Raw genomic sequence first — 19,195 nt, 5'->3', positions numbered from 1 at the left:
CCTGAACACCGCCGTGGCCTTAGCTGAGAGCGGCGTGCTTCATAAGTACGGAGTCGAACTGATAGGCGCAAAACTTGAAGCGATAAAGAAGGCTGAGGATCGAAGCCTTTTTAAAGAGGCTATGACCAGGATTGGACTGGATCTACCCAAGAGCGTATTTGCTCACTCTCTTGAAGAGGCCATGGCAGGCATTGAGCGAATCGGCTATCCGGCAATAATTAGGCCATCCTATACATTGGGCGGAACGGGAGGCGGCGTAGCCTATAATCTTGAGGAGTTCAAAGAGATGGCCGCCATCGGAATATCTCTGAGCCCCATAAGCGAGATCCTGATCGAGGAGTCATGTCTTGGCTGGAAGGAGTATGAGCTCGAGGTGATGCGCGACCTCAAAGATAACGTGGTCATCATCTGCTCGATCGAAAATTTCGACCCCATGGGCGTACATACCGGCGACAGCATAACGGTAGCCCCCGCTCAGACCCTTACTGACCTAGAGTATCAGAAGCTGCGCGACGCCTCTATTGCCATCATTCGTGAGATAGGCGTGGAGACAGGGGGTTCGAATATTCAATTTGCCGTCAACCCTACGACCGGACGGATAGTTGTTATCGAGATGAATCCCAGAGTTTCAAGGAGTTCGGCCTTGGCCTCCAAGGCAACCGGTTTCCCCATAGCCAAGATAGCTGCAAAACTTGCCATCGGTTATACCTTGGATGAGATAAGCAACGACATCACCAAAGAGACGCCGGCCTCCTTCGAGCCGACCATCGATTACGTCGTAACCAAAATTCCAAGATGGGCATTTGAAAAGTTTCCAGGATCTGACGACACCCTGACCACCCGCATGAAGTCGGTTGGGGAGACGATGTCGATAGGGCGCACCTTCAAGGAGTCGCTGCAGAAGGCTCTTCGTTCTCTGGAGATCGACAGGTTCGGTCTCGGTGGAGATGGCAAGGGCGAATTCAGTGATGACAAGATCACCGACTTTCTGTCCAGGCCCAATCCCGAGCGGATATTCTACATAAAAAGAGCCTTCGAGCTTGGATTGAGTCTTGATGAGGTCCACGAGTTGAGTCAAATAGATCGGTGGTTCCTCTACAATATCATGGAGATAAACTGGTTCGAAGCGCAAATTTCTGCCTGGGATTTTGATGCAGTTATGCCCGAAGATTTTCTTGAGGCAAAGAGGCTTGGTTTTTCTGACTGCCAGATAGCCCATCTTCTTGCCCGAACCGAAGATGAAGTGAGAGAGAAGCGCAAATATCTAGGTATATCTGCCACATATAAATCGGTCGATACATGTGGCGCCGAATTTGAAGCCTACACGCCTTATTACTACTCAACCTATGAGACCGAGGATGAAATAAGGCCCTCAGACAAAGAGAAGATAATGATTCTGGGCAGCGGTCCAAACCGGATAGGTCAGGGAATCGAGTTTGACTACTGCTGCGTTCATGCCTCGCTCGCCTTGAGAGAGGCAGGCTATGAAAGCATAATGGTAAACTGCAATCCCGAGACGGTCAGCACCGATTATGACACTTCGGACAGGCTCTACTTCGAGCCCTTGACCTTCGAGGACGTCATGAACATAATCGAGGCTGAAAACCCGGCCGGCGTCATACTTCAATTTGGAGGTCAGACGCCGCTTAAACTCGCCGCTTCTTTGGAAAAGGCTAGCGTTAAAATACTCGGGACCTCTCCTGACAGCATCGACCTTGCCGAAGATCGAGAGCGTTTTGGGGCTCTCATAAAGGATCTCGGTCTACTTCAGCCGGAGAACGGCATTGCAAACTCATACGAGTCGGCCAAGGAGATCGCCGATAGGATCAAATACCCGATAGTCGTTCGGCCCTCTTACGTTCTTGGGGGGCGAGCCATGGAGATAGTCTATTCAGAGGATATGCTGGAGAAGTATATAGCCTCCGCGGCCAAGGCCTCTGTCGACCACCCGATATTGATAGATAAATTCCTAGAGGGGGCCACAGAGGTGGATGTCGATGCCATCTGCGACGGAGATGACGTTTTCATCGGCGCCATAATGGAACACATAGAAGAGGCGGGCATCCATTCCGGTGACAGTGCTTGCGCTATCCCTTCTTTCACTCTGTCCAATCAGGTCATCGATACTATAGAAGAATGCACAAACAATTTGGCCCGCGCCCTAAAGGTCGTAGGTCTTCTGAATATCCAGTTTGCCGTGAAAGATGGCGAGGTCTTTGTCTTAGAGGTCAATCCCAGGGCTTCTCGAACGGTCCCCTTTGTCAGCAAATCGATCGGCATACCACTCGCCAAGATCGCTTCGCTCATTTTGATGGGCAGGAAGTTAAGGGATTTCAATTTAAAGGAAGAGAGGACCATCGGCTATGTATTCATCAAGGAAGCCGTCTTGCCCTTCTCCAAGTTTCCTGAGGTTGACACGGTCCTAGGTCCCGAGATGAAGTCTACGGGCGAAGTTATGGGGGCGGCTGAGACTTTCGGTAGTGCCTTCGCTAAGGCCCAGATGGCGGCCGGCCAAGAGCTGCCCACAGAGGGTGCGGTCTTCATCAGCGTCGCCGATAAAGATAAGCAGGAAGCGATAAATTTATCCAAGGAACTAGCCGCCATGGGATTAGATCTTTACGCAACCAAGGGGACCGCTAAAATTTTGAGAGCAAATGGTATTGAGGCCAAGGAGGTCAATAAGGTCAAAGAGGGTCGTCCGAATGTCGTCGATCTCATAAAGAGCGGTGTGATTAACTTGGTCATAAACACACCTTTTGGCAAAGAGACTAGAAGCGATGGTTATTTCATCAGAACGGCGGCAACCGTCAGCGGAATAACCTGCATTACGACGATTTCAGCAGCCAAAGCAGCCGTTCAGGGCATAGCCGCAATGATAAGCGGGAAGATAGACGTAAAGGCCATCCAGGACCGCTATGGGGGGAGAGATTGATAGAGATTGAAGCCGAGATCGCCGAGAGACATTCACTTTTTCAAGGCATATTTCTGATTCGCCTAAATGCGCCCCAGATTGCTGAGATCGCCAAACCCGGACAGTTTATCCATCTTCAGTGCGGTAGAGGGATGAGCCATATCCTTAGGCGACCCTTCAGCATCGCTGGTAAAAGTGCTGATGGCTCGATAGAAATAATTTTTGAAGTCGTCGGGCGTGGAACGGCTTATTTAGCAAAAGCCCCAATTGGCGAGGCGCTCTCGGTCATCGGTCCCCTTGGAAACGGCTTTGATTCTACCAAGTTTAAGCTGGTAGACATCATAGCAGGAGGCATGGGGTTTCCACCTCTTCTGTTTTTAGCAAATGAGTTGGCAGACAGGGGGGTAAATTTTAACTTTTTCATTGGTGCAAGAACGGCGGGACGGATCGAGTTTCTGGCCAAGAGTCACTTGGGCCGTAAATTTAACCTAACCGAGCCCCGGGTTGCTACGGATGACGGAAGCCTTGGAAAGAGGGGAACGGTTCTCGATCTATACCACCAATCTCTAAACCAAAGAAACAAGCCAGAGGCAATCTTTGCTTGCGGTCCGAAACCGATGCTGAGGTCTCTTTCAAAATTGGCAGAAGAACATATCATAAACTGTTTTGTTTCGATGGAGGAGAATATGGCTTGCGGGATCGGCGCCTGTTTGAGTTGCACATGTAATGAGACATACGGCGATAAGAGAGTATGCGTAGAAGGGCCAGTCTTCGATTCTGGTGATATAAGATGGGATTAGATTCTAACAGAAAGCCAAATTTAAAAGTTAACCTTGCCTCGATAGAGATGAAAAATCCCGTCATGTCCGCTTCTGGAACCTTTGGAAGCGGGCATGAATATTCAAAATTATTTGACATCTCCAAACTCGGAGCGATCGTAACCAAAGCCGTAACCTTGGAGGCCAGAGGGGGAAATCCACTACCTCGTATTTACGAGACGCCGTCTGGCATGCTCAATGCGATCGGGCTTCAGAACAAAGGAGTGGAGCGCTTCATCCAAGAGGATCTCGGTTTTTTGACAGAAGGCGATCTTCCGGTGATAGTCAACGTCGCCGGAGACACGATGGATGACTACGTTTCGGTGGCCGAAAGATTATCCAAGTCCGGTCTGGTAAGGGGACTTGAGATCAACATATCATGCCCAAACGTCAAGAGGGGAGGGATGGCCTTTGGTCACGACCCCAAAGAAGCGGCTACCCTGACCTCGCTCATCAGGAGAGCGAGCGACCTCCCTTTGATTGTGAAGCTGACGCCCAATGTGGGAGAGATTGAGGAGATAGCCAGGGCTGTCGAGGCGAGCGGAGCCGATGCTGTCTCATTGATCAATACCTTGGTCGGGATGGCCATCGATGTCGATACTTTTAAGCCAAGACTTGCCAACGTAACTGGAGGTCTCTCCGGTCCCGCCATAAGACCAGTAGCCGTCGCTATGGTTTATAGAGTTGCCAAGGCTGTAAAAATACCCATAATTGGTATGGGTGGAATAACGACGGCTCAGGATGCCATCGAGTTCTTTTTGGCCGGAGCTACCGCCGTTGCGATAGGGACTGCCAACTTCACAAAGCCGAGTGTGACTCTAGACATAATAAAGGGAATTGAAGAGTTTTTGGAGGCGAAGGGGATAAGGGAGGTATCAGAAATAGTGGGTCAGGTGAGAGCTTGAAAGGATCAGGATTGATAGTGGCTTTAGATCTCCCTTCAAGAGATGAGGCCTTGAGTCTCTGCGACAGGCTTGAAGGGGCTTGCGACTTCTTCAAAGTCGGACTTGAATTATTCATCTCGGAAGGGCCGAGGATTATCAATGACTTGAGGGAGCGCAACCTTAAAGTATTTCTCGATTTGAAATTGCACGATATTCCGAATCAGGTTGCTAATTCCTGCCGGCGGATAGTTGGCTTGGGCGTCGATATGTTTACACTTCACACCCAAGGCGGTCGGGAGATGATGTCGCTTGCCAGGGAGGCCGCATTATCCGAAGCCGACAAACTGGGACTTGCGCCACCCAAAATACTTGGGGTTACCGTTTTGACCAGTTTGAGCGAACCCGATCTCATCGAACTTGGGCGAACAACCAGTCTTCAAGAAGAGGTCGTAACCCTTGCGAGGTTAGCTAAAGAGTCAGGTCTATCCGGCCTGGTCGCTTCACCCTTTGAGATATACAAAATAAAGAAGGTTGTTGACGATGAGATGCTCATAGTCACTCCCGGGATTCGCCTTTCAGGGGAGGAAAAGGACGACCAGAAGAGATCTATGGGGCCAAAAGAAGCGGTTGCAAGTGGGGCTACCCATCTCGTTGTGGGAAGGCCCATAATAAAGGCGGATGATCCACTTAAAAAGGCAAAGGAGATATTGAAGATTATGGAGGGAGCCAAAGCTTGAGAAAAGAAGATTTGATCGATCAGCTCAAAGATTGTCAGGCGCTTCAAGAAGGTCATTTTGAGCTCTCATCCGGTTACCATAGCAATAAGTACGTCCAATGCATGAAGATCCTTCAATACCCTGGTCTTGCCCAGTGCATAGCCGAGCTGATGTATGAAAATCTAAAGGGGATCGATTTCGATGTTGTGATATCGCCAGCAGTGGGAGGGATCGTGCTCGGCTTCGCCCTTGCGGCGGCTTCGAACAAGCGCTTTATTTTCACAGAAAGAAAAGATGGGAAGATGATCTTAAGACGCAGTTTCTCCTTAACTCATGGCGAAAGAGTTGTCGTTGTCGATGACGTGGTGACGAAGGGTGGGTCAGTAAAGGAAGTGGCTGAATTGGTCACCGCTCACCGTGGCCAGGTAGTTGCCATAGCCTCCCTCATTGATCGCGGTGACAAAAAGGCCTTCAACCAGTCGATCCCCTACAGCTATCTGGCCCAGATAGAGGTTGAGTCGTACCCTCCCGATGAATGCCCTCTTTGCAAAGAGAATATTGCAATTTACTCCCCGGGAAGCAGGAGATTGAAATAAAATAGCGAAAGTCTATAATAACAAAAGTAAAAATATATCGTTCTTGCAGGTTGATTATTGCCGACAAATGTCATAGTATGTATAATTGCTGCTATGCAGTAGAAAAAAATAAAGGAGGAAAATCATGGCATTACCAACACTATCGGATGCTGATAGGAAAGCCGCTTTAAAGAAAGCGGTAGAGACTCGTCAAAAGAGGGCGGAGCTTAAGGCAAAGATAAAAAAAGGAACCGTTTCTTTAAAAGAGGTGCTTAGCCAGTCTTCCGACCCAATAGCTGGAAGAATGAAGGTCTCAGATCTTCTTGAGTCACTCCCCGGAATCGGAAAAGTAAGAAGCCAAAAAATTATGGAGCAACTAAAGATTAGCCCATCAAGAAGGGTAGCGGGTTTGGGCTCCAGGCAACAAGAGCAACTCATCAAGGAACTTGGCTAGCAAACGAGAGGGTAAAATATTTATTATCTCCGGTCCTTCTGGAGCGGGTAAGGGAACTCTGATTTCTGAAGCCGTTAAAGAGCTGGATGATATCGAAGTATCGGTATCTGTTACAACAAGAAACATCAGAAAGGGAGAATCTCCCGGCAAAAGTTATTATTTTGTAAGTGATGAAGAGTTTGATAAGAAAATTAAAGAAGATGAGTTCTTAGAGTGGGCGAAAGTTCATTCGAATAGATATGGGACTCTTAAGAAGCTGGTTAGGAATCTTCTCCAGAGCGGCAAGGACTTAATCCTTGAACTTGATGTTCAGGGAGCTATTAGCGTAAAGGAGAAGATTCCTAACTCAATTTTAATCTTCATTCTTCCTCCCTCAGATCGAGAGCTCAAAAAGAGGCTTCTCGAAAGGGACACGGAGAATCAAGGCGACGTAGGGGTCCGCCTAAGGACAGCCGAGTCCGAACTAAAATTCCAAAATATTTACGATTATAAGATAGTAAATGCTGATTTGAGCCAAGCAAAAGCCGAGCTTATTGGCATCATCAATTCGATAAGAAAAAAAGATTAATATTTACGGGAGGAATTGTGCTTTTACAACCAAAGTTAGACGATCTCTTAAAGAAAGTTGATAGCAAATATACGCTGGTTACCTTATCAGCCAAGAGGGCCAGAAATATAAATGCCATCTTAAGTTCGGATTATCGTCAAGGGCTTGAGGCCTTGGCTCCAACGGACGAGAAGCTTAAATCCTACAAACCTCTAGATATCGCACTCAAAGAGATCGATATGGAAAAGATCTCTTATAGGCGCCTAAAAGATGGGATAAAGTAATCCTTTCAATCTTGGAATGATCTAATGCTGAAAGATAAGACTGTAATACTCGGAGTTGCAGGCGGAATCGCGTCGTATAAATCGGTCGAGCTATCGAGGGTGCTGATTGAGCGCGGAGCAAGGGTAAAGGTCGTTATGACATCCGCTGCGACAAAATTTATCACCCCCCTTACCTTCAGAACGATTACCCGACAATCCGTGGCGACAGATCTCTTCGAAGCTGATCCTTCTGCCAAGATCCACCACATCTCTCTTGCCGAGGAAGCGGATATTATTCTGGTCGCTCCGGCCACGGCCAATTTTATCGCTAAGGTAGCTAACGGTGTGGCCGACGATCTTTTAACCACTACGATTTTGGCTTCAGATTGCCCCAAAGTGATTGCACCGGCTATGAACCACAAGATGTTCTTAAATCCGCTTACCGAAATAAATATAGGTCGCTTAAGTTCATTGGGATTCTATTTTGTAGGACCCAGCGCGGGCGAGCTTGCCTGCGGCATCTCTGGTCCGGGAAGACTAGCACCCCTTGCCGATATCGTCAATATGGCAGAATTTGCTCTTACCCGAAGTAGCGATCTAAGTGGGAAAAGGGTGCTGGTAACCGCAGGTGGCACGCGTGAGCCAATCGATCCGGTAAGATACATCTCCAACAGGTCTTCTGGAAAAATGGGCTATGAAATTGCTCGCGAGTTAATTTCGCGGGGGGCTAAAGTCACCCTGGTCAGCGGGGCTTCCGCCTTGACCCCACCATCGGAGGCTCTCTCTATAAGGGTTATAACCGCCTCCGAGATGGGGGCGGTTATAAAGGAACACTTTTCTCAGGTGGACGCCCTGGTCATGGCGGCCGCCGTCTCAGATTTTCTTCCGATCTCGCCAAGTTCCACCAAGATAAAGAAGCAGGCGTCTCCCATCAGCATAACTCTTAAGAAGGCTCCCGATATACTGGCTTCGATCAGCAAGGATAAGGGGGAGAGATACGTGGTTGCTTTCTCGGCAGAGACGGATAATCTTATCGACAACTCGCTCGATAAAATGAAAAAAAAGGGAGCGGACCTGATCGTCTGTAATGATGTATCCAGAGATGATATAGGTTTTGAGTCCGACGATAATGAGGTCATCATATTGGATAGAGAAGGGAATTCGACAAAGATACCCCGCTCTAGCAAGAGGGTGATCGCGCGGGCGATTGTAGACAGCATGGTCGAAGGCATGTCAGCGAGAAATAGACGATAACGATTGTTGGACTTTGATGGGTGAGAGGGGACTAAAAGATAAATTAATATTGGTTTTGGTCGGACCGACGGCCTCTGGGAAGAGCGAAGTTGCTCTGAGCTTGGCCGAGCTTCTTGACGGAGAAATTGTATCGGTAGACTCGATGCAGATTTATCGAGGTCTCGATATCGGCACCGCAAAGCTTAGCAAAGGCAAAAGACGAGGAATTCCCCATCACCTAATCGACATCGTCGAGCCAAACGAAAATTTCAGTGTGGCAAAGTATCAGTCAGTCGCCAGAGCAGTTATAGATGGCGTAATCGCAAGGGGCCTCATTCCGATCCTGGTTGGAGGATCAGGGCTTCACCTAAGATCGATAGTGGACGACTTAAAGTTTCCCGAAGGTCGCATGGACTCGATCAAAAGAAGGCAGTTGGAGGAGTTGGGCGATCTCGAGAAGGCTTACCAAAGACTCAAGACGCTAGATCCGGCGGCCTCTCAAAAAATACATCCCAAAAATTCAAAAAGGATAATAAGGGCGCTGGAGGCAGTGGAACTTGGCGGTCGTTTCAGTCAAGCTGGGAGCGATTGGTTTGAATATAAATCCATCTACGAAAATATCTTATTTTTTGGCCTAAATGTCGAGCGAGACGAGTTATATCGAAGGATCGAACAGAGAGTGGACAACATGTTCTCTTGCGGCCTCTTGGGAGAGGCCGAGGTGCTTATCGAAAAGGGCACCCTGACCTCAAGAACAGCCATGCAAGCCATCGCCTATAAAGAAATAGCGTCTTATCTTGCTGGGGAGATGACCATCGACGAGACCATAGGTTTGATAAAGAAGAGGACAAGGAATCTCGCCAAGCGTCAATATACTTGGTTTAAGCGGGATCCCAGGATAAAATGGATTGAGGCTACAGCCGTGAACTCGCACGAAATAGCCCTTAATATCATCAAAGAACTTAATGGCGGAGAAAGGATGGTCTGTGAATAAACATATCCAGTTCACAAAATCAGAGGGGGCCGGAAATGATTTCATAATTATAGATAACCTTGCCGGCGACATTGATCTCAGCCCTGACGAGGTAGCCTTTTTGTGCGATCGACACTTCGGAATAGGAGCTGATGGCCTGATCCTTGCAGAGAGCTCGGGAGATAAAGCCGGCGATTTTTTTATGAAATTTTTCAACTCCGACGGTAGTGTCGCCGAGATGTGTGGCAATGGAATACGCTGTTTTGCCAAATATCTGTATGATAATTGCTTGCTCAACATGGATACCTTCTCAATTTCAACCCTGGCTGGCTTAAAATCAGTCGCCCTCATTTCCGAGAACTCCGAGGTCAACATGGTAAAAGTCGATATGGGAAGATTCAGTTTTAAATCGGCCAATGTGCCGATCCTCATTGAGGGTGATGAATTTATCGACCAAACGATCGATGTGCAAGGTCAAAAGATGAAATTTACCTCTCTCTCCATGGGGAACCCACATACCGTCACCTTTGTGGGCGACATAGAGACGGCTCCGGTTTCAACCGTTGGACCTTTTATAGAAAATCACCCCATCTTTCCCAAGAAGACCAACGTGGAGTTTGCCGAGGTAGTCTCGGACTCTAAGCTTAAGCTTAGAGTCTGGGAGCGCGGAGTTGGCGAGACGCTGGCTTGCGGCACCGGCGCTTCGGCAGCCGCCTTGGTGGCAAACAGACTCGGCCTTACCGGCAAAAAGGTTAAGGTTGAGCTTTTGGGCGGCGATCTTGAAACCGAAATTTTAAATGATAATATCTTAATGACCGGACCAGCAAATCGGGTCTTTACGGGTCAAATAATTCTAAAAATGGAGGAAAAGACTTGAGACAGGCCGCAAGAATAGCAAATCTACCCCCATATCTGTTTGCCGAGATAGATAAGAAGATTGCCCTAAAAAAAACCGAAGGGGTCGATGTCATAAGTTTGGGGATAGGCGACCCGGTCGAGCCGACGCCAAAGCACATAATTGATGCCCTCTGCAAGGAAGCGAGTAACCCGGAAAACCATCGATACCCCTCATACTTTGGGATGCCTTCTTTCAGAAAAGCGGCCGCCGACTTCTGTAAGAGCCGCTTCGGATTGACCTTCGACCCGGACAAAGAGGTTCTTCCGCTAATCGGTTCCAAAGAGGGTATTGCCCACGTCTTCTTGGCCTTCATAGACCCGGGCGAGGTTGCCTTGATACCCGATCCCGGCTATCCCGTTTATAACGTGGGAACGCTTCTGGCTGGCGGCATTCCCTATTTTATGCCACTTAAGAAGGAGAATGACTTTCTTCCGGATCTTGCAAAAATAGACGAGGCTACTGCAAAGAAAGCAAAATTGATGTTTTTGAACTATCCCAATAATCCGACCTCAGCCACGGCCAATTTGGATTTCTTCAAAGAAGCTGTCGGCTTCGCTAAGAAGCACGATATATTGATCTGTCACGATAATGCCTACTCGGAAATCGCTTTCGACGATTATCAGCCACCGAGTTTATTGGAGGTAGCTGGCTCAAAGGAGCTAGCCATTGAGTTTCACTCCCTCTCAAAGACCTACAATATGACTGGCTGGAGAATAGGCTTTGCAGTCGGTAACGACTATGCCATCGAGGCGCTCGGCAGAGTTAAGACCAATGTCGATTCGGGGATATTTAATGCCATACAATATGCCGGAATCGCGGCCCTTAGCGGTTCACAGGGGCCGGTCAAAGAGATGTGCGCGATATACCAGAGAAGAAGAGATATCGTTGCCAAAGCCCTTACCGAGATGGGGCTCTCTTTTTCGCTTCCCAAGGCTAGCATCTATTTCTGGGTGGAGGTGCCAAGCGGATATTCCTCCGCTAGTTTCGCAACACATATTCTGGATAGAGCAGGCGTTGTCCTTTCACCAGGAAACGCTTATGGCAATTCCGGAGAGGGCTTTATAAGGATAACGCTGAGCGTAAAGGATAACAGGCTTCTTGAGGCTTTAGAGCGCATAAAGAAGGTCATTTAATCATCCGGTGAGATATTGATGTTCAATGAAGAGCTAAAAGAGCGGGCCATCCTGGTCTCATTGTTGATTGATAAGGCGGCCGAAGAGACAGATCGGTCCCTGATGGAATTGGCCGAACTTACCAAAACGGCTGGAGCTAAAATCGTTGCTCAGGTCACTCAGAGGGGAAGGCCCGATCCGAAGACCTATGTCGGCTCCGGCAAGGCCATCGAGATAACCAATCTCACACAAGAGTTGGATGCCGACACGATAATTTTCAACGAGGACCTAACCCCGTCCCAACAAGCCAACCTTGAGGCCATCACCTCCCGAAAAATAATCGACAGGACAACTCTGATCCTGGATATATTTGCCCAAAGGGCCCAGACAAAAGAGGGCAAAATCCAAGTCGAAATGGCCCAGTTGACCCATAGGCTTTCTCGGCTCAAAGGAAAGGGCGTGGCGCTCTCGAGACTCGGGGCGGGCATAGGGACAAGGGGTCCCGGTGAAACCAAGCTCGAGGTGGAGAGGCGGGGGATCGGAAAGAGGATTCAGAGGCTGAAGCTAGAGCTCTCAAAGATTGAAAAAGTGAGGCAGACTCAGAAGAAGCAGCGGGTCAAAAGGGGGCTTTTTCGCTTGGCCATTGTCGGATATACCAACGCCGGAAAATCCACTCTATTGAACGCTTTGACCAAATCGAATGTTCTTGCCGAAGACAAGCTCTTTGCCACCCTCGACCCCGCATCTAAGCGTCTGGAGGTGGGCGGTGGAACACCTGTCACCATTTCCGATACAGTTGGGTTCATCAGAGATCTTCCACACCACCTGGTGGCGGCCTTTAAGTCTACTTTGGAGGAGGTGATCGAGGCAGATTTATTATTGCACGTTATCGACGCAAGCCACACAGGATTCGATCAGCAGATAGCCTCGGTCGAGTCGATATTGAATGATTTGAAGGTGATGGATGCAGATATTCTTTCCGTCTTTAATAAGATAGACAGAATATCGACTGAATACATCAAAAGGCTAAAAAAAGTCTATCCCGACGCGGTCTTCGTCTCGGCCAAAGAGGGCATGGGGCTCGAAGGGCTAAAGGAGAGAATAAGAAAGATCGCAAGCGTGCCTAATCATTAAAGTGGTGACTTAGACCCTCCTCAACAAGGAGATAACCTTGCCAACAATTTCGACCTCTCTTGTTATTATCGGTTTCATGCTCCTGTTTTCAGGCCTAAGCTCGATGTGACCCAGTTTTTTGAAGAGCCTCTTCACCGTCGCTTCTCCATCCATCAGGGCGACGACTATGTCCCCATCATCAGCGTCTCTCTGTTTGCGTACAACTAGATAATCACCATCCAATATTGCAGCCTCTATCATACTCTCTCCCTTGACCTCTATGATAAATGAATCGTCTGAGGCGAAGTTTTTGGGAAGGACCATCATCTCCTCAATATTCTCCTCGGCGAATATCGGAAGACCGGCGGCCACCCTCCCAACCAAGGGGAGAGCTCTTGCGGGGCCGACCTGGCCCAAGGCGTCATGCCTGGTCTGATCCAGAACCTCTATCGTCCGCGGTTTAGTCGCATCTCTCCTGATAAAGCCCATCTTCTCAAGAGATTTTAGGTGGCTGTGAACGGTCGAAGTGGAAGAGAGACCAGTAGCCTCACAGATCTCTCTGACTGAAGGCGGAAAACCTTTGGCTGCGACTTCGTTGAGTATATAGTTTAAAATCTGGTTTTGTCTTTCGGTTAAATCCAATTTGCCCCCAATTTTTATACGATTATAGCAACTGGGTAGCTTTAAGGCAAACACCAGTTCGATAAGGCGCGCTTTTTAGAGTTCAAAAAAATTTTTAAAAAGTTCTCGTTAACTATTGCCAAACGAAAGTTTTCGTGATAAACACAATATATAGGGTTTTGGTATTTGTTTATTAACAATATATTGTGTGCAACTTGTGGAAATCGAGTGGAAAAACTGTGAAATGTATCTTTTGTGACTACCCGCAGACGAGGGTGGTCGACTCGAGAGTAACAGAAGGTAAGGATTCGATAAAGAGACGGCGCGAATGTATAAAGTGTGCGCAAAGATTTACAACGTACGAAAGGGTGGAAGATATACCCCTGTCCGTCATCAAGAAGGACGGGACGCGGGAGCTATTTGATAGGAGCAAACTTCTTGCGGGACTTCTCAGAGCGACGGTCAAAAGGCGCGTTCCGACCGAGGCGCTGGAGAAGATGCTCTCCGACATCGAGCTTCAGCTCAGGAATGAATTCAAGTATGAGATAAGATCGAAAGACTTAGGAGAGATGGTTCTTGAGCGCTTGAAGGAGCTGGACAGGGTGGCTTACGTCAGGTTTGCGTCCGTATATAGGGATTTTCAGGATATTGATCAATTTTTATCTGAACTAAATAGGCTGAAATGATCAAACAACAAGGGGGTCTTAATCATGCTGTCTAGGAAGATCAACGTCATTAAGACGGTGACCGGAAAGACCGATGACGCAACGGATATAGCCTTGCTGGTAAGCACGTCCTCTCAGCAAGAGATCAACATCTGGGACAAAGAGAAGATAGTGACCTCCCTCGTTAAGGAGACTAATATCTCTAGCGAGCTGGCTAACGAAATTGCCGATGCGGTCGAAAATAAGGTCATTGACAGCAACTTAAAAGACATCACTACCAGCATTATCCGTGAACTTATCGATACCGAGCTGATACAGAGGGGGCTTACCATTGCCCACAAGCGCCACTCTAACCTTGGTCTTCCCATGTACGACGTCGAGCAAATAATCTTCAATGCCAATAAAGAGAACAGTAACACCACCCACAATCCCGAATCGATCAATTTGACCATCGCGGAGTCCATCCTCAAGGAGTTTGCCATAAGGAGGGTATTTAGCGAGGATGTCGCTTTGGCTCATATGGTCGGAGACGTCCACCTCCACGATCTAGGTTTTATAGTCAGGCCCTACTGCGGTGGCCATTCTTTGGAATACATAAAGAAATATGGCTTGAATCTTCCAAACATTACCAGCACTTCCAAGCCGGCCAAGCACGCTGAGGTACTGATCGGTCATATGGTCAAGATGGCTTCCTCCCTCCAGTCGCATTATGCGGGCGCCATTGGCTGGGAGGCCGTTAACATGTTCTTCGCTCCTTATCTGGTTGACCGGTCCTACGATGAGATAGGGCAGCTCGCCCAGATGCTCATCTATGAATTCAATCAGTTGGCGGGAGCGAGGGGATCACAGGTCGTCTTCACCGATTTTAATCTTTATTGGAATATTCCGTCTCACTTCAGAGACACTGAGGCGATCGGCCCCGGCGGCAAATACACTGGCAAAAAGTATGCCGATTACGAGAAGGAATCGCAAATGTTCTTAAAGGCGATGTTTGAGGTCTATATGGAGGGAGACGCAATGGGCAAGACCTTCGTATTTCCCAAACCCCTCCTTCATATCGGAAACGATTTCTTCAAGAGCGAAGGTCATGAGGAATTTCTAGATCTTGCCTGCGAGGTGGCAAGCCGACAGGGGATAACTTATTTCGTTTTCGATCGAGGCGATGAAGTCACGGTCTCCCAGTGCTGTCGTTTGAAATTGAAGTTGAATGAGAATGATCTGGCTGAGACCAAGAGCCCCGAGAAGATGAGGTTTTCAGCCCTCCAGAATATAACCATCAATCTACCAAGGATAGCTTATAAGGCCCAACAAAATGATCAACTTCTCTTCATGGAGATCAACAGGGCGCTTGAGCTCGTAGCAAAAGCCCATCTACAAAAGAAGGCTTTCATAAAGGAACTTTTGGACTTAGGTCAGGTGGGGCCGCTTGCGATGCTCTGCGCAAAGAAGGATGGCGAGCCTTATCTCAGGCTGGATAGGCTGACCTATCTAGCTGGAATACTTGGGCTCAACGAGATGGTCGAGACCCATATGGGCAAACAGCTACACGAATCGGATGAGGCACTCAGATTCGGGCTCAGAGTAATCTCGCACATGAACTTGAAATGCAAACAGCTCTCAGAGCAGCATGGGGTCAACATCATTCTCGAAGAGTCTCCGGCCGAATCGAGTGGCTACCGTCTGGCAAAATTGGATATGAAGTATTATCCACGTCAAACCAGAAAGGTCACAAGGGGGAGCTTCGAAAACGGGGAGTACTACTACACGAACAGTATCCACCTGGCGGTTGATGCCGATGTTGACTACATCGAACGAGTAGAGAAACAGAGCTTGTTCCATCCCTTGATCGAAGCCGGGGCCATAGTTCATATATGGCTGGGGGAGAACGAGCCGGATCCAAGTGCGATAAAAGATTTCGTGGTCAAGACGTTTAAGAACACAAACGCGTCACAGATAGCCTTCAGCCCTGAGTTTACCGTGTGCAACAATTGTAAGAGGACTTCCAGAGGTCTTGCGGCTCATTGCCAGCTCTGCGAGTCTGATGATGTCTATTGGATAACAAGGATAGTGGGCTATTTTTCTAAGATATCTACTTGGAATAAAGGCAAGATATCTGAACTCAAGGAAAGGACCAGGACAAAATTGAACAAGGAGGATGAGGAAGTTGGTGAAGGTAAAGGTCTTTGTGAAGTCTGATTGTCCAAGGTGCCCCGAAGCCAAGGCGCTTGCAGAAAGTCTAGAGGATATTGAGGTATACGATGTCGATAATGTGGAGGGTCTGGCTGAGGCGGCCTTTTACAGTGTCCTTACGACTCCGTCGTTCGTCTTGACCGACGAAACAGGCAAAGAGATTAAAGCTTGGCTTGGAGTCGTCCCCAATCTTGCGGATCTTGAGTTGGTGTCTTAAAAATAGCTTCAAAAGAAAGGGAACTAAGGGGAGATTTAAATATCGACATCAGAGGAATCTTGCCGACCTCGATGATAGATTGGCCAGGCAAGATATCATGCGTGATCTTTTTAGGGGGTTGCAACTTAAGGTGCCCTTTCTGTCAAAACTCTATTTTGATTGATAAAAAAGCCGATAATAAAAATATAGAGATAACGCAAATTCAAGAATATTTGTTGTCCAAAAAGAACTGGTTGGACGGCATAGTGATTACCGGGGGAGAGCCTTCAATAAACCATGAATTGGGAGAATTAATCTCTCTATTCAAAGCAATCGGGTATCCGGTCAAGCTGGATACCAATGGGACCCGGCCTCGGGCTCTCTCCCGGTTAATAAAAGAAGATCTGATAAGCTATTTCGCTCTCGATATAAAAACCTCGTTTGAAAAATATGATCTTTTGGGTGCCTCAAAGAAGGATGCGGGCGCGGTTCTTGAGAGCATAGACCTGATAATCGAATCCGGACTGGATCACGAATTTAGGACCACAGTGGTCCCTGGGCTGGTCGAGCCCGAAGATGTCCTCCAGATAGCCACCATGCTCAAAGAGAGGGGAGCAGGTAAATATTACTTGCAGCAGTTTAATCCTAAGAATGTCTTAAGCGAGGAGTTTAAGTGCGTCAAACCATATAATGTTCAACTCTTAAGAGATCTCAAAGAGAAGTGCAGCTCATCAATTACAACTCAGCTTAGAGGTTGTGGCTGAATCGTCGGAGGTAGATAATTGGAAATAAAGATAAAGATGCTCGAAGAGGGTCTTCCGCTTCCGAAGATGGCCCATGATGGAGATGCCGGTTGCGACCTATATAGTCGCATAGATATAAGTCTGGCTCCGGGCCAAAGGGCGCTAGTTCCGACCGGAGTAGCCCTATCGATACCGGAAGGGTACGCCGGATTCGTCCAGCCGCGATCGGGCCTTGCCTTAAAGCACGGCATAACCATAGTCAACACTCCAGGTCTTATTGATTCTAAATATCGGGGCGAGATATGTGCCATAATGCTGAACACCGATAAAGACGAGATTTTTGAAATCAAGCGAGGCGAAAGAATCTGTCAGCTTGTAATCCAACAAGTCGTGAGCCCAAAATATATAATTGCTGAAGAGTTGGACGATACGACGCGAGGTAAAGGCGGCTTTGGCAGCACAGGAAAGTAGATATGTAAACACCCTAACCGTTCTATCAAAACTCAAGCTTGCTCTGGTTTTGATAGCCTCAATTCTGCTGACCGGAGTCATTGGGTTCAGCTATATAGAGGGCTGGCCCATTCTCGACTCCTTCTATATGACTCTGATAACTATAACGACAGTTGGATTTGACGAGGTCAGACCACTTTCTGCAAGCGGAAAGCTATTTACCATTTTTCTAATAATCGCAGGCGTCGGAACTGTCTTGTACGCCTTCAGCTTGATTGTAGAGTTTTTCATTGAAGGACATCTTGGCGGCTTGATGGGGGAGAGGAAGATGAAAAAGAGGATAGACGCATTGGATTCCCATTATATTTTATGTGGACTTGGTAGGGTGGGCCAGCAAGTGGCAAAAGAATTTCTCAACCTGAAAATACCCTTTGTCGTGATAGACCGAGATCACGGGTCGATAGAGAATTTCAGGAGTCAAGATCTCTTATTTATCGAGGGAGACGCAACCGAGGATAGAATCCTTGAAGAAGCCGGCATAACCAGGGCCACCGGCCTCATAGCCGCTTTAAATGATGACGCCGACAACGTCTACGTCGTCTTGACGTCAAAATCATTCAATCAGGATCTATTCATTGTGGCAAGATCCAGCTCTGAGGGTTCTGAGCTCAAACTCAAAAAGGCGGGAGCAACCAAGGTGATATCACCGGCCGTGATAGGTGGTCGTCGTATGGCGTCCTATATAACCAGGCCAGTTGCTTGCGACTATCTCGACATCATAACCCAAGGGCAAAATATTGAGTTCCAACTGGCCGAATTCAAAGTAGATGTGAACTCTCAAGTTGCCAATAAGGCCATCAATGAGCTTGACATTAGAGGAAAGACGTTGGGAGCAATGATCCTTGCCATAAACCAGGGGGAGAATTTCAATACCAATCCGATGCCTTCAACAAAAATACAGTCGGGTGATGTTCTCATTGCGATCGGAACCAACCAGCAGCTGGAGCTCTTCAAGAAATTAATTTAATGAAACAAAGATGGTTAAGCAACGCCCGATAATATATCTTATGTAAACTAAGCTATTTTAAGTCTTATTATTTCTCTCTTCTATCGATCACGCGCCTAGATTTGCCCGTAGTCCTCTCAAGCGTCTTTGGCTCGACCAATTTAATTTTGTCTTTTCGATCTCAGCCCTGAGATCAGCCGTGGTTAGATCCGCGGGAGCCTTGCCCAAGCTCTTTAAGGCATTTGCCAAAATGTGAAAACCGTCATAAGCGTGAGCCGGGAAAGTTCCGTTCGGTTTCTCTCCGTAAGCCGCCTCATAGTTGGCTATGAATTCATCGGCAAGCTTTTTAGCCGGAGTGCCTTCTCCATAAGTAAGCCGTGAGCTATTGTCAAATGTTGTGGATCGCATTCTAAGCCACGACCCTTCCAACTAGCTTCGTAAGTTCGATTCCGTCCTGAAAAATAATGCCCTCTCGCACTTTTGCAACCAAGTGCGGCGCCCTAATCCTGTACCATCGCTTCTCGGCTGACTCCATGAGCTTGAAAGCCATAGCAAGGCCGGCCGATCGTGAACCGGCTCCCTTGGTGACTCTGGTCCGCAGTTTCAAAGGTCACAAAGGTCGACTCGATCGGGTTTGTCGAGCGGATATGCACCCAGTGCTCGCCGGGAAAGTCAAAGTGCGTGGTGAGGGTGTCCATATCTTTGATTAAGCACTGAGTCGCTTTTGGATACTTGGCGCCAAAGTCTTGCTCGAATTGCTCCATTGTTGCCTGGCAGTAATCTTTCGTCGGTGCATACATCATCTCGTGAAGTGCTGCCTTGGCCTT

Annotated in this window: 21 protein-coding genes and 1 pseudogene (1 of these 22 cut by a window edge); 19 read left to right on the top strand and 3 right to left on the bottom strand. The window is 47.9% G+C overall.

The features are described from left to right. From carB to hflX, 13 genes and pseudogenes are all read left to right on the top strand, one after another. Window positions 1-2,932, top strand: a pseudogene (gene carB, locus QMD53_00950) (carbamoyl-phosphate synthase large subunit) (it extends 349 nt beyond the left edge of the window). Continuing rightward, window positions 2,929-3,711, top strand: coding sequence for a dihydroorotate dehydrogenase electron transfer subunit (locus tag QMD53_00945; protein MDI6799246.1), 783 nt, complete (start codon window positions 2,929-2,931; stop codon window positions 3,709-3,711). The pseudogene carB and the gene QMD53_00945 overlap by 4 nt, the downstream one beginning before the upstream one ends. Continuing rightward, on the top strand, window positions 3,702-4,634 hold the full coding sequence (locus QMD53_00940; protein ID MDI6799245.1) for a dihydroorotate dehydrogenase: 933 nt from the start codon (window positions 3,702-3,704) through the stop codon (window positions 4,632-4,634). Before QMD53_00945 ends, QMD53_00940 begins: the two co-directional genes overlap by 10 nt. After that, complete coding sequence (gene pyrF / locus QMD53_00935) at window positions 4,631-5,350, top strand: orotidine-5'-phosphate decarboxylase (protein ID MDI6799244.1); 720 nt, start codon at window positions 4,631-4,633, stop codon at window positions 5,348-5,350. Before QMD53_00940 ends, pyrF begins: the two co-directional genes overlap by 4 nt. Beyond that, window positions 5,347-5,925: an orotate phosphoribosyltransferase gene (pyrE, locus tag QMD53_00930; protein MDI6799243.1), complete on the top strand. Its 579-nt coding sequence runs from the start codon at window positions 5,347-5,349 to the stop codon at window positions 5,923-5,925. Before pyrF ends, pyrE begins: the two co-directional genes overlap by 4 nt. A 124-nt stretch (window positions 5,926-6,049) precedes the next feature. After that, entirely contained in the window at window positions 6,050-6,358 is a 309-nt protein-coding gene (gene mihF, locus QMD53_00925; GenBank protein MDI6799242.1) for an integration host factor, actinobacterial type, read from the top strand. Continuing rightward, a complete protein-coding gene (gene gmk, locus QMD53_00920) occupies window positions 6,351-6,926 on the top strand; it encodes a guanylate kinase (GenBank protein ID MDI6799241.1) in 576 nt (191 codons plus the stop codon). Before mihF ends, gmk begins: the two co-directional genes overlap by 8 nt. Window positions 6,927-6,943: 17 nt before the next feature. After that, on the top strand, window positions 6,944-7,189 hold the full coding sequence (gene rpoZ, locus QMD53_00915; protein ID MDI6799240.1) for a DNA-directed RNA polymerase subunit omega: 246 nt from the start codon (window positions 6,944-6,946) through the stop codon (window positions 7,187-7,189). 24 nt (window positions 7,190-7,213) lie between these two features. Then, on the top strand, window positions 7,214-8,422 hold the full coding sequence (coaBC, locus tag QMD53_00910) for a bifunctional phosphopantothenoylcysteine decarboxylase/phosphopantothenate--cysteine ligase CoaBC (protein MDI6799239.1): 1,209 nt from the start codon (window positions 7,214-7,216) through the stop codon (window positions 8,420-8,422). Window positions 8,423-8,477: 55 nt separating this feature from the next. Then, window positions 8,478-9,395, top strand: a complete 918-nt coding sequence (gene miaA, locus QMD53_00905; protein MDI6799238.1) for a tRNA (adenosine(37)-N6)-dimethylallyltransferase MiaA — start codon at window positions 8,478-8,480, stop codon at window positions 9,393-9,395. After that, window positions 9,388-10,251, top strand: a complete 864-nt coding sequence (dapF, locus tag QMD53_00900) for a diaminopimelate epimerase (protein ID MDI6799237.1) — start codon at window positions 9,388-9,390, stop codon at window positions 10,249-10,251. Before miaA ends, dapF begins: the two co-directional genes overlap by 8 nt. Beyond that, the gene (locus QMD53_00895) at window positions 10,248-11,405 is read left to right on the top strand and encodes an LL-diaminopimelate aminotransferase (GenBank protein MDI6799236.1); all 1,158 of its coding nucleotides are present in this window, start codon (window positions 10,248-10,250) and stop codon (window positions 11,403-11,405) included. Before dapF ends, QMD53_00895 begins: the two co-directional genes overlap by 4 nt. Before the next feature lie 18 nt (window positions 11,406-11,423). Then, window positions 11,424-12,518 carry a GTPase HflX gene (gene hflX / locus QMD53_00890; GenBank protein ID MDI6799235.1) on the top strand — a complete coding sequence of 365 codons (1,095 nt, stop codon included), beginning with the start codon at window positions 11,424-11,426 and terminating at the stop codon, window positions 12,516-12,518. A 9-nt stretch (window positions 12,519-12,527) separates the two neighbouring features. Here the strand turns inward: hflX and lexA are convergent, their stop codons facing one another. After that, entirely contained in the window at window positions 12,528-13,139 is a 612-nt protein-coding gene (lexA, locus tag QMD53_00885; GenBank protein MDI6799234.1) for a transcriptional repressor LexA, read from the bottom strand. A 218-nt stretch (window positions 13,140-13,357) separates the two neighbouring features. Here lexA and nrdR point away from each other — a divergent pair, with 218 nt between their 5' ends. The 6 genes from nrdR to QMD53_00855 are packed head-to-tail and all read left to right on the top strand — an operon-like array spanning window position 13,358 to window position 18,389. Continuing rightward, entirely contained in the window at window positions 13,358-13,804 is a 447-nt protein-coding gene (gene nrdR, locus QMD53_00880; GenBank protein ID MDI6799233.1) for a transcriptional regulator NrdR, read from the top strand. Between the two features lie 24 nt (window positions 13,805-13,828). Next, on the top strand, window positions 13,829-15,979 hold the full coding sequence (gene nrdD / locus QMD53_00875) for an anaerobic ribonucleoside-triphosphate reductase (protein MDI6799232.1): 2,151 nt from the start codon (window positions 13,829-13,831) through the stop codon (window positions 15,977-15,979). Continuing rightward, complete coding sequence (locus tag QMD53_00870; GenBank protein MDI6799231.1) at window positions 15,951-16,190, top strand: thioredoxin family protein; 240 nt, start codon at window positions 15,951-15,953, stop codon at window positions 16,188-16,190. Before nrdD ends, QMD53_00870 begins: the two co-directional genes overlap by 29 nt. A 59-nt stretch (window positions 16,191-16,249) precedes the next feature. Then, window positions 16,250-16,933, top strand: coding sequence for an anaerobic ribonucleoside-triphosphate reductase activating protein (locus tag QMD53_00865; GenBank protein MDI6799230.1), 684 nt, complete (start codon window positions 16,250-16,252; stop codon window positions 16,931-16,933). An 18-nt stretch (window positions 16,934-16,951) separates the two neighbouring features. Continuing rightward, complete coding sequence (dut, locus tag QMD53_00860) at window positions 16,952-17,383, top strand: dUTP diphosphatase (protein MDI6799229.1); 432 nt, start codon at window positions 16,952-16,954, stop codon at window positions 17,381-17,383. Next, entirely contained in the window at window positions 17,364-18,389 is a 1,026-nt protein-coding gene (locus tag QMD53_00855) for a potassium channel protein (protein ID MDI6799228.1), read from the top strand. The genes dut and QMD53_00855 overlap by 20 nt, the downstream gene beginning before the upstream one ends. A gap of 67 nt (window positions 18,390-18,456) precedes the next feature. On the opposite strand, the gene QMD53_00850 is transcribed toward QMD53_00855, so the two are convergent. Beyond that, entirely contained in the window at window positions 18,457-18,528 is a 72-nt protein-coding gene (locus QMD53_00850; protein MDI6799227.1) for a hypothetical protein, read from the bottom strand. A gap of 340 nt (window positions 18,529-18,868) precedes the next feature. After that, window positions 18,869-19,195 (bottom strand): transposase (locus QMD53_00845; protein MDI6799226.1); only part of this gene is annotated, 327 nt, incomplete at its 5' end.

The sequence above is a fragment of the Actinomycetota bacterium genome, assembly GCA_030017835.1.
Taxonomy (GTDB): Bacteria; Actinomycetota; Aquicultoria; order UBA3085; family Oleimmundimicrobiaceae; genus Yes70-04.
Note: the sequence above shows the minus strand (reverse complement) of the source record. Positions and strands in the feature narration are given on the sequence as shown.